Below are 10,671 nucleotides of genomic sequence, written 5' to 3' on the forward strand. Positions count from 1 at the left end.
TCATTTGTATTATAAAAGATGAATATACAAATTTCAAAAATTATTATTACAGAAAAAATAAAAAACTTACCCATATTTCTACAGATAAGCTATTGTTATAATATTTCCCAATTTTTATATACTACTTTTTCATATACAGTTTCATCATTACCGAGTTCTTGTTTCAATTTTAAAATGAGCGGAGATACATTACTTATGTCCAATTCTTTCAAATCAATCCAATACAGTCCACTAGAATCATTTAATTCATCTTCTAATTTTTCTAATACTGCATCTTGCTCATTAAGATTAACATCAACATCATAAAATACCATAATATGATGTACTGTACGATTAGTTTCCTCTACAAAGACATCAAAAGCCCTGCAGTTGCTATAATCATCTATCTGATAACCCGTTTCTTCTTGAAATTCTCGAACTAATGTTTCTGTAAGACTCTCATATTCTTTTTGACTACCTCCTGGCAAATCAAATCTATTTTTGTAAGGACCTCTTTCTTTTCTTATACATAAAAGTTTATTATCTTTAATGTAAATCCCATAAACTCCAATGTGATTAACAATCATACTAACACCTACCTATAACCCTTAAAAAAAGGGAGTTAGTCGACAAAATCGCGATTTCAGAAAAATCGATTTCGTCGAGTCAACTCCGTTTAATTTTATTATTCTAATTCTGCTAATTTTTGTTCTAAATAAGGTACTAACTCATCTTTAAGATCACTCTTAAGGGCAAAATCAATCGTTGTCTTAACGAAACCAATTGTCTCACCTACATCATAACGTTTCCCTTGGAAATCATATGCATAAACATTTTCTTCTTCATTTAACATTTGAATAGCATCTGTTAATTGGACTTCTCCACCAACACCCACTTGTTTCTTAGCTAGGTGCTTGAAAATTCCTGGATTAAGAACGTATCTTCCCATAATTGCTTGGTTAGACGGCGCAGTTCCTGGCGCTGGTTTCTCCACAAATTTCTCTACTTCATATAAGTGACCATCTTGTCCTTTAGGGGCGATAACACCGTATCTGTGAGTTTGATCTTCTGGAACAGTTTGCACTCCAATTACCGAACACCCTGTTTCCTCAGCTTTATCAATAAGCTGTTTTATCGCTGGATACTCATCATTAATTACAACATCATCCCCTAATAATACAGCAAATGGCTCATCACCGATAAAACTACGCGCAGTTAAAATCGCATCTCCTAACCCTGCCATCTCTTTTTGACGAACATAGTGAATATTAGCAAGTTGAGTAGGATATTTCACCTTCCTTAATAATTCTAACTTACCTTTAGTCTCTAATTCAACCTCTAATTCTACATTTCTATCGAAGTGATCCTCAATAGCTCTTTTTTGTTTACCAGTTACAATAATAATATCTTCAATTCCAGCCTTAACCGCTTCTTCTACTATGTATTGAATAGTAGGAGTATCGATAATCGGAAGCATTTCTTTTGGTAACGCCTTTGTCGCAGGTAAGAATCTTGTTCCATACCCTGCTGCTGGAATAATAGCTTTTCTTACTTTTTTCATATAATCACCTATTATTTCTTTTCTTGAATTTAACAACCTTATAATAACATATTTTTCATTATTTGGCAAATTTCCCTTGTTAATTCAAACTATATATATAACATTTTTTATAGCAGAAATCTACAATATCTCCATTAAAAAGATGGATTTTATGTTTTTTATAATTTTTTAACATTCATACATCTATGATTTTCGCACAAATATCAAACACTACTTGAATTAAGACCCAGGATATATTTTTACCCTGAGTCTCGTATTCTTATCTAGTATTTATCGCTTGAACAACTACATTTGTTGTTTGCTCTTTACCATTTCTATAATATGTTACTTTCACAGTATCACCAATTTTAGATTTTTCAAATAGATACTTTCTAACCGCGGCAACGTCCTTAACATCCTCCCCATTCAATTTAGTAATAATATCATATTTTTCTAAACCTGCTTGAGCAGCTGGCGTACCGTTCTCAACAGTTTTTACCACAACACCTTGTTTTCCATTAAAATTCAATTGTGATTTCAAAGCATCATTATCTACAGTATTTACAGAAACTAATTGTACCCCTAGTGCAGGTCGCAGTACTTTACCAGATTGTTCAAGTTGTTCTGTAATTAACTTAACCTCATTTGAAGGAATACCAAATCCAATACCCTCAGCACTTACATTAGCAGTCGCTTGAGCAATTTTTGACTCATTAATACCAATAAGCTTACCTTCATTATTTATCAACGCTCCACCACTATTACCCGGGTTTATAGCCGCGTCCGTTTGAATAACAGTTTGATTCCAGTCATTTCTTCCATCTTTATCAATATCCATAGGAATTTGTCTATTTACAGCAGAAACAATACCTTTTGTAACAGTATTAGATAAGTTAACATCTAAAGGCGAACCGATAGCAAATGCAGTTTCACCCACAGCGATCTTATCACTATCAGCAAAATCCATCGTTGTAGTTACATTTTCAGCACTTATCTTCAATACCGCAAGGTCAGTCCAAACATCAGTACCAACAAGCTCTGCATTAACACTAGTTCCATCACTTAAAATAACAGCCAACTTCTTAGCTCCATTAATAACGTGATTATTAGTTACAATATACGCCGCATTCCCTGATTTTTTATAAATAACACCACTTCCACTAGAAGCAGCTTTTAAATCACCAGAATTACTTGATTCAGATTTTCTAGAATTTCCACCTAAAATTGATTCCAAGTTGTTGCTTGAATTACTTTGGTAGTTCACAATCGAAACAACGGCATCCTTAGCTTTTGATATGGCATTTACAGTAGTCTGTTGATTATCTTTATCCTCTTTTGTAACAGTCACTGTCGAATTTAACGCCTTTCCAGTCCCCATTACAGACTGCACACCAAAAACACTAGTAGCACCAAGAGCAAATGCTGCAAATACTGTTAGAAATAATTTTCCATAATTTGGATCCGAAGTAACGACTCTACCCGTAGTCTCTCCCTGGTAATTCTCAAAGTTATTAAACTGTGCATTATCTATATTATCATAATTTTGATAGTTATTATATTCATTATAGTTGTGTTTACTATCAAAATTTTGAAGTTCTATATTTTCTTGATTGTTTTTTCTATTATACATAAGTAAGAATCCTCCTTTTAATTCTTTACCAAATATTTAAAAGTCTATTGACTCTGTCTAGTCATATTCTTATAATATCAACATCAACTTAAACGAAGTTTAAAGAAATACATAAATACAATTAACATTATTTACAAATCCATTAATTTAATTTACTATTAATTCCAAAAAAGCGTAAAAATCTTATTAAATAAAACAATTGATAAAAAACTCTTTAATAATAGATTAATTTTATATCCATCCAGCTTTCTAAAAGAAACACAACTCAGATATTTTAGTTATTAATAATATTTTAAAAAATAATTTTCTAAACTTTATATCATTAATTATTTATAACCTTGTTTATAATTAATCTTAATGTTATAATCCTATATATAGATTATATGAAAAAAATAAGAAGGATGCAACATTTGTTGCTTAGCATGAGGTTAATATGAAAACAAAAAAATACTTTACACTATTCAGTATACTAATATTAATTTTTACATTTCTGTACACTTTTAATATAAATTTCGATCTCAACAAACAACTAAACCTAGCAAACCTTGCTATAACCTTTATCGTCTTGATATTATGGATACTGTCAGGGTACATATTACTAATTAAAGATATTTTCACAATAACAGAAAAAGAACATAACGGTATAACATTGATTCTGGTGCTACTAGCGATTATATTTTTCTACTACAATCCATTTCCGAACCCTGAAAGTTACTTCGTTACTATACCTAGAACAACTTATTTTATTTTAACAATAATAATATTTATCTTGCTTATTCTAGCATTTTGGAAAGAACAGCTTGCACCTCTAATTTCAGCAATTTTCATTCCATTCTCAGTACAAAGTTATTTAGTTAATATCCAAGGTAATACTCAATACACGAGCTATACCCTTTATATAATAATAATCTTTATAGCTATAGTATATACAATAAAATATTTCAGAGAAAAATAGTAAAAGGAAGTGACTTAAAAATCGTATTTCGAAAAAATAAGATTTTCAAGTCACTCCCTACACAGTTTGTTAGATGTCCAAAAAGCTTATAAAAAGCGAATTTAGGTATCAATAAACCACTGCATCTATGAGTTTCATATACACTTTTTTAGAATTTAAGTCTTTTAGTTCCGCTCCTATTTACATTAATACTATATATTTGCTACAAATATCTGCAAAGAAACTTTGAACATCCCCTGCTTTTAACATAGCTTCTTGTTCTTCATCTACAATATAGTTATCGCTAGCTTCCATAACCGCAAGAAGCCTCTTAAAAGTATCAGCAAATAGCGCTTCATCTTCATTAAGCAGATAATTAAAATTCTGTTCAGCAAAAAACGGAACAAATACCTCTCTAAAAGCACCTTGACGAATTCTTCCAATAAGCTTCTCGCCACTAGCAGTAACGAATAAATCCCCTTGCTTTTCTACAAATTCCTTCGCTTTTATAAAACTAGAAAATATTTGGAATCCTTCCGCTTCTTGATACTCTCGAAAAACAGGTATTTTAAGTCCTTGCTCTTCAAAAAGATTTTTATCAATTATTACAAAAACCTCATCTAAATCCCAAAACTCCTTCGCTATATAATAAAATGCTATACGCCATCTACTATCACTCTTAGGCAACCTCTTAAATGTAGCTACTTGCTCAACTAATTTAATATCTTTTTCCAATACTTGATCCTCTATTCTCTATCAATTTAATCTAATTGAATTATCGTTCCTATACGCTTTGGAGTAGCATCATCCAATCTATATGAAAAGAATTTATCATTATCTCTTACCGTACAGAAATCTATAATTTTAATATTATCTTCTAGTATACCACATTTTTTCAATAATTCTTTATTCAATTGCCATAAATCTAAATAATATTTACCATCATTTTCTTTATAATAATCTTGTACTTCTAAAGCTGCGAATTTTTCGATAAGATCATAAGAAACTTCATAGTTATCAACACTAACCGATGGGCCTATAATAGTCTTAACATCTTCCACTTTACAGCCGTACTTATTACGCATGATACTTATCATTTCTCCGGCAATATTCCCGTACGTTCCACGCCAACCAGCATGAGCTAAGGCAACAACACCTTGCTTCTTATCATAAAATACCACCGGCACACAATCAGCCGTAAAAATCAATAGAGGTATCTCCTTTAAATTAGTAATTAGACCGTCAGCCTCCTTCCCATTGTCAGTAATATCAGCTTCCGATTCGACAATACGAACATCAGCACCGTGAACTTGTGTATTGAACACTATATTGCTATAATTAAATCCATATTTATCAGAGAATCTTTTCATATCTTCACTACTCTTCGCATCAACATTCCTATTAGTAAATGCTATTTTTACATTATCATCATTAACTAAATATCCATCAACTATTTCTATCATGTGACCTCCTTTTTAAATACTTTTTAAATACTCTTTATACATACATCATTTCAAAATCAGAATAGATTTATTTTAATTTTTTCAATTCCTGTAATGCTTTTTGACTATTTTTTATTAAGATATTTTGTTGCTCTATTGCAATTTTATTTAATTTTTGTAATCTAATTTCAGACGATATCCCTGATTTTAACATATCGGCATTTAATATTTGTAAATTGTTGTTTCTATCCATTTTTTAGGAGACATTAAGAAACTGTTAAGACCTGCTTCACTTTTAAACTGATCGAATTCAACCAGTTTAAAATTTAGATTATTCATTTTTTCCCAAGCACCTAAAAACTCTAGAGTGTTTCTATTTCTTAGCCAATTTTTTATAATATCAGCAGGATTTTCCGAGCTTTTATATTTTGCAATGTCAGTTAAACTGATATAATCAGTATCTGAAGTTAGTAATGCTATTTCATTACCATTAGCTTTAATTTTCACCATTTTATAGACCTTCCTTTATATTTAATTATACCTTTCTAATATTTAATATTTTTCTTACCAGATAAAGCTTACAATATAATTATACTCACCTATCATCCGTTTTTAAAATCAATTCTTCTCTCAACTAATTATACTATATCCATTTTAAAATTTAAATAAATAGCAGTCCATACCACACTAACTAAACTTCCACTCTATCAAACTAAATAGGAATCCGAAACATACATCTTTCAGACTCCTATTAAACACTTATCTTATTCTTCTACTAAATCTAAGTAAACTTTTTTACTAAATGTTGTTGAATTTAATACAGTACGGATTGCGTTAATTACTGTACCTTTTTTCCCTATAATGCGCCCACAATCTTCTGGGTGCACTGTTAAAATGTAGTGCTCACGTGCATTTTTTACAAATTTTTCGATTTTAATCTCATCTTTATGCTCAACAATTTCACTAACAATACTATAAATTAATTCTTCCATGTCTCTCTCCTTATTTAGCTACGATATTAACTAATCTTCCAGGAACAACAATTACTTTCATAACTTGTTTTCCTTCAATTAATTCTTTTACTTCTTCATTAGCTAGAACGATTTGTTCCAACTCAGCCGACGTTAAATCTTTCTTAACGTCTAATTTAGTTTTAACTTTACCCATAAGTTGAACTACGATTTCCACAGTATCACTTACAAGCTTACTTTCATCAAATACTGGCCATGGTACGTATGAGATTGACTCAGTGTTACCATAGATTTCCCACATTTCTTCTGCAAGGTGAGGTGAAAATGGTGCAAGAAGTTGGATAAATCCTAACGCATATTTACGAGGGATATATTCAGCTTTGTAACAATCATTTACAAATACCATAAGTTGTGAAATAGCTGTGTTAAATCCAAGAATTTCAATATCTTCTGATACTTTCTTAATAGTGTAGTTATAGCTTACTTCTAATTCTTCATTATCTTTATCTTGAACCTTGTCATTTACTTTCCCAGTTTCTTCATCAACGAATAGACGATATACTCTATCTAAGAAACGACGAGATCCATCAAGTCCATTTTCACTCCATGCGATTGAAGCGTCTAATGGTCCCATAAACATTTCATAAACACGTAATGTATCAGCACCATGAGATACGATAATATCATCAGGGTTAACTACATTACCTTTAGATTTAGACATTTTCTCAGGGCGACCATCTTTACCTTCAGCAAGAATCATACCTTGGTTGAATAGTTTTTGGAATGGCTCACGACTCGGTACTAAACCTAAATCGTAAAGAACTTTGTGCCAGAAACGAGCATATAGTAAGTGAAGAACCGCGTGTTCAGCTCCACCGATATATACATCTACAGGTAACCAGTATTTTAATTTTTCTGGATCTGCAAACATTTCATCATTGTGTGGATCGATGTAACGTAGGTAGTACCAACAAGAACCAGCCCATTGTGGCATTGTGTTAGTTTCACGTTTACCTTTTTTACCAGTCTCAGGATCTACTACATTTAACCACTCTTCAATATTAGCAAGCGGAGATTCACCTGTTCCTGATGGTTTAATATTATCAGTTTCTGGAAGTAATAGCGGCAATTCACTATCAGGTACAGTAGTCATAGTACCATCTTCCCAGTGGATAATCGGAATTGGTTCTCCCCAATAACGTTGTCTTGAGAATAACCAGTCACGTAGTTTATATGTAACCTTACTACGCCCAACTTTATTCTCTTCTAAGAATTCAATAACTTTTGAGATAGCTTCTTCGTTATTTAATCCATTGATGAAATCAGAATTAATGTGTTTACCATCACCAAAGAATGGTACAACAACCTCACCATTTTCTTCAATAACAGCTTTGATTGGTAAATTAAACTTAGTTGCAAATTCGTAATCACGTTCATCGTGCGCTGGAACAGCCATAACAGCTCCAGTTCCGTAGCTTGCTAGAACGTAATCTGCAATCCAAAGTTCTACTTTTTCACCATTTACAGGGTTAATCGCGTAAGCTCCTGTAAATACTCCTGTTTTATCTTTGTTAAGATCCGTTCTTTCAAGATCAGACTTACGTTTAACGATATCAAGATACTCCTCAACAGCAGCTCTTTGTCCTTGTGTAACGATTTCTTCTACAAGTTTGTGTTCAGGCGCAAGTACACAGTAAGATACTCCAAACACAGTGTCAGCACGTGTAGTAAATACTGTGAATACTTTATCAGTTCCTTCAATTTTGAAATCAATCTCAGCACCAACAGATTTTCCAATCCAGTTACGTTGCATAGCTTTAAGACTTTCTGGCCAATCAAGAATATCTAAATCAGCAAGAAGTTTTTCAGCATAATCAGTAATTTTAAGTACCCATTGACGCATTGGACGACGCTCTACAGGGTGTCCTCCACGCTCAGATTTACCATCGATAACCTCTTCATTAGAAAGTACTGTTCCTAATGCTGGACACCAGTTTACAGGTACTTCATCAACATAAGCAAGTCCTTTTTCATAAAGTTTTTTGAAAATCCATTGAGTCCATTTATAATAATTAGGATCTGTAGTGTTTACTTCACGATCCCAATCATAAGAAAATCCTAATTCTTTAATTTGGCGACGGAAAGTGTCGATATTAGTTTTTGTAAAATCTCTTGGGTCATTACCAGTATCTAATGCATATTGCTCAGCAGGTAAACCGAATGCATCCCATCCCATAGGGTGAAGTACATTGTATCCATTCGCTCTTTTGTATCTACTTAAGATATCAGTAGCTGTATACCCTTCTGGGTGACCAACGTGCAGTCCAGCTCCTGATGGATAAGGGAACATATCTAATGCATAAAATTTTTCTTTTGTATGATCATCTAATGTTTTAAATGTCTTATTTTCATCCCAATATTTTTGCCATTTTTTCTCTATAACTCTGTGGTTATATACCATAATTTAAGCACACTCCTTCGCTTTCAAGTTCTCTAAGTTATAGTATACCAATTTTAACGATTTTTATCAACAACTGTAATAACTTAATACAAAAATAATACAATATCCCCCCTTATTTCATATCTCACAATAATTTCCTATCAAAATAGACTTATAAAACATCAACTTTCTAACAACACTATTTTTTCAATACCCAGCTCATTTTTATCTATTTTTTTATATCAGCACTTATAAAAATACAAAAAACGCCTCAAGAATCTCGATTTTTATAAATCGCAATTCCTGAAGCGTTTTCTTTAATATCTAATTATCCAATAGCTACAAATGATCCACCGATATTAGTATCATACGGATCTAGACTTCTTTGGTTCCAAATAGTATTGATATCATACCATCTTCCAGTAGTGTTGACATTATCTGGATCCATCGCCTTAGTCTTACCACTGCTATATCCACTTAAAATGATAGCGTGCGTTATTCTACCTTTAGCGAAAATACCATTACCTACAGTTGCAAATACAGGTTTCCCACTTTGTAAAGCAGCGATAAGTTGTTCTTTAGTAGTAATAACAGTGTGTTTATATCCATATGCATTAATCGCATAAACAGCACCTTTACCAGATGTTCCTAAGCCACCTACGTTCATCTCATTTGTGTTGTTATAAATAGTATCAGCAACAGCTGTAGGAAGAACTTTCTGTCCTAAACCATTGAATACCATAGCTAGTGATGTAGGTACACATCCACTTTGCGCCATAGTTCCAATACCATATTTTCTGCTACCCCAACGGTAATCACCTTGGTAATATTGTGGCATATTTAGAGCTGGTGTATTCTTATCTTCCTTAGCATAGTTCGGCACCCATTTACCACTTGAATCTACATAATAACGTCCGTTATCTACCCATGCACTTTTAGCCATTCTTCCATCGGCACCTAACCAGTAGTTTCCTACCCATTTGTTACGAGCTAATGAACCATCTTTTTCGTAATAATACCATTCTCCACCATTACGTTTTTGCCATCCTAACTCATCGTTAAGAATAGCTTTCTTCTTAATTGATGGATCTTTTTTACCATTTTTATCAACATAGAAACGATCGTTATCTACCCAGTTTTCAGTTACCATCTTACCGTCTTTGTCTACCCAGTAAGTGTCCCCGATCCATTTATTACGAGCTAATGTACCATTTTGTTCATAATAATACCATGTATTATCTGATTTCACCCAACCATGTTTCTTCTCTCCTGGTTTTGGTGCTTCTTGTTTCTTAGCATCTTTATCCCATAGTCCAGTACTTCCTACGTAGTAACGTCCGTTATCTACCCATGCGTTAGTTGCCATTTTTCCATCTGCACCTAACCAGTAGTTGCCTGCCCATTTATTTCGTGCTAATGTTCCATTTTCATAGTAATACCAGTCATTTCCTGATTTCACCCAACCTTGTTTCTTCTCTTCTTGTTTCTTAGCGTTTTTATCCCATAGTCCAGTACTTCCTACGTAGTAACGTCCGTTGTCTACCCATGAGCTTGTTGCCATACGTCCATCTGTTCCTAGCCAGTAGTTTCCTGCCCATTTATTTCGCACTAATGTTCCATTTTGATCAAAGTAATACCAGTCGCTTCCTGATTTCACCCAACCTTGTTTCTTCTCTTCTTGTTTCTTAGCTCCTTGTACCCATAGCCCATTACTTCCTACATAGTAACGTCCGTT

The 10,671-nt window shown here is 32.8% G+C and carries 11 protein-coding genes; 1 reads left to right on the top strand and 10 read right to left on the bottom strand.

The window, feature by feature from the left end; all coding sequences use genetic code 11:
- Nucleotides 1–95 precede the first annotated feature (95 nt).
- The 3 genes from RWL85_RS05215 to RWL85_RS05225 form a co-directional block, all read right to left on the bottom strand.
- Complete coding sequence (locus RWL85_RS05215) at nucleotides 96–566, bottom strand: NUDIX hydrolase (protein WP_314085707.1); 471 nt, start codon at nucleotides 564–566, stop codon at nucleotides 96–98.
- A 98-nt stretch (nucleotides 567–664) separates the two neighbouring features.
- On the bottom strand, nucleotides 665–1,540 hold the full coding sequence (gene galU / locus RWL85_RS05220; protein ID WP_314085708.1) for a UTP--glucose-1-phosphate uridylyltransferase GalU: 876 nt from the start codon (nucleotides 1,538–1,540) through the stop codon (nucleotides 665–667).
- Nucleotides 1,541–1,799: 259 nt separating this feature from the next.
- Nucleotides 1,800–3,149, bottom strand: a complete 1,350-nt coding sequence (locus RWL85_RS05225) for a trypsin-like peptidase domain-containing protein (RefSeq protein ID WP_314085709.1) — start codon at nucleotides 3,147–3,149, stop codon at nucleotides 1,800–1,802.
- 433 nt (nucleotides 3,150–3,582) lie between these two features.
- Between RWL85_RS05225 and RWL85_RS05230 the strand changes: the two genes are divergently transcribed.
- Nucleotides 3,583–4,104 carry a hypothetical protein gene (locus RWL85_RS05230; protein ID WP_314085712.1) on the top strand — a complete coding sequence of 174 codons (522 nt, stop codon included), beginning with the start codon at nucleotides 3,583–3,585 and terminating at the stop codon, nucleotides 4,102–4,104.
- Nucleotides 4,105–4,284: 180 nt separating this feature from the next.
- On the opposite strand, the gene RWL85_RS05235 is transcribed toward RWL85_RS05230, so the two are convergent.
- The 7 genes from RWL85_RS05235 to RWL85_RS05265 all read right to left on the bottom strand — a co-directional run.
- Nucleotides 4,285–4,818, bottom strand: a complete 534-nt coding sequence (locus RWL85_RS05235; RefSeq protein WP_314085715.1) for a hypothetical protein — start codon at nucleotides 4,816–4,818, stop codon at nucleotides 4,285–4,287.
- Nucleotides 4,819–4,844: 26 nt separating this feature from the next.
- A complete protein-coding gene (pgeF, locus tag RWL85_RS05240; protein ID WP_314085718.1) occupies nucleotides 4,845–5,546 on the bottom strand; it encodes a peptidoglycan editing factor PgeF in 702 nt (233 codons plus the stop codon).
- Between the two features lie 67 nt (nucleotides 5,547–5,613).
- Nucleotides 5,614–5,778, bottom strand: coding sequence for a hypothetical protein (locus RWL85_RS05245; protein ID WP_314085733.1), 165 nt, complete (start codon nucleotides 5,776–5,778; stop codon nucleotides 5,614–5,616).
- Nucleotides 5,748–6,035, bottom strand: coding sequence for a KilA-N domain-containing protein (locus RWL85_RS05250; RefSeq protein WP_314085721.1), 288 nt, complete (start codon nucleotides 6,033–6,035; stop codon nucleotides 5,748–5,750). The genes RWL85_RS05245 and RWL85_RS05250 overlap by 31 nt, the downstream gene beginning before the upstream one ends.
- A gap of 254 nt (nucleotides 6,036–6,289) precedes the next feature.
- On the bottom strand, nucleotides 6,290–6,517 hold the full coding sequence (locus tag RWL85_RS05255; RefSeq protein WP_003147770.1) for a KH domain-containing protein: 228 nt from the start codon (nucleotides 6,515–6,517) through the stop codon (nucleotides 6,290–6,292).
- 10 nt (nucleotides 6,518–6,527) lie between these two features.
- Nucleotides 6,528–8,957: a leucine--tRNA ligase gene (gene leuS, locus RWL85_RS05260; RefSeq protein WP_314085726.1), complete on the bottom strand. Its 2,430-nt coding sequence runs from the start codon at nucleotides 8,955–8,957 to the stop codon at nucleotides 6,528–6,530.
- Between the two features lie 307 nt (nucleotides 8,958–9,264).
- Nucleotides 9,265–10,671, bottom strand: a 1,407-nt coding sequence (locus RWL85_RS05265) for a C39 family peptidase (protein ID WP_314085729.1), incomplete at its 5' end; no start/stop codon positions are given.

Origin of the sequence: uncultured Gemella sp., assembly GCF_963515875.1 — a bacterium.
Lineage (GTDB): Bacteria > Bacillota > Bacilli > Staphylococcales > Gemellaceae > Gemella.

Coding starts and splice junctions, on each gene's coding strand:
- RWL85_RS05245 (WP_314085733.1), bottom strand. CDS start 5,778: ATGGATAGAAACAACAATTTACAAATATTAAATGCCGATATGTTAAAA.
- pgeF (WP_314085718.1), bottom strand. CDS start 5,546: ATGATAGAAATAGTTGATGGATATTTAGTTAATGATGATAATGTAAAA.
- RWL85_RS05255 (WP_003147770.1), bottom strand. CDS start 6,517: ATGGAAGAATTAATTTATAGTATTGTTAGTGAAATTGTTGAGCATAAA.
- RWL85_RS05230 (WP_314085712.1), top strand. CDS start 3,583: ATGAAAACAAAAAAATACTTTACACTATTCAGTATACTAATATTAATT.
- RWL85_RS05250 (WP_314085721.1), bottom strand. CDS start 6,035: ATGGTGAAAATTAAAGCTAATGGTAATGAAATAGCATTACTAACTTCA.
- RWL85_RS05215 (WP_314085707.1), bottom strand. CDS start 566: ATGATTGTTAATCACATTGGAGTTTATGGGATTTACATTAAAGATAAT.
- RWL85_RS05225 (WP_314085709.1), bottom strand. CDS start 3,149: ATGTATAATAGAAAAAACAATCAAGAAAATATAGAACTTCAAAATTTT.
- galU (WP_314085708.1), bottom strand. CDS start 1,540: ATGAAAAAAGTAAGAAAAGCTATTATTCCAGCAGCAGGGTATGGAACA.
- leuS (WP_314085726.1), bottom strand. CDS start 8,957: ATGGTATATAACCACAGAGTTATAGAGAAAAAATGGCAAAAATATTGG.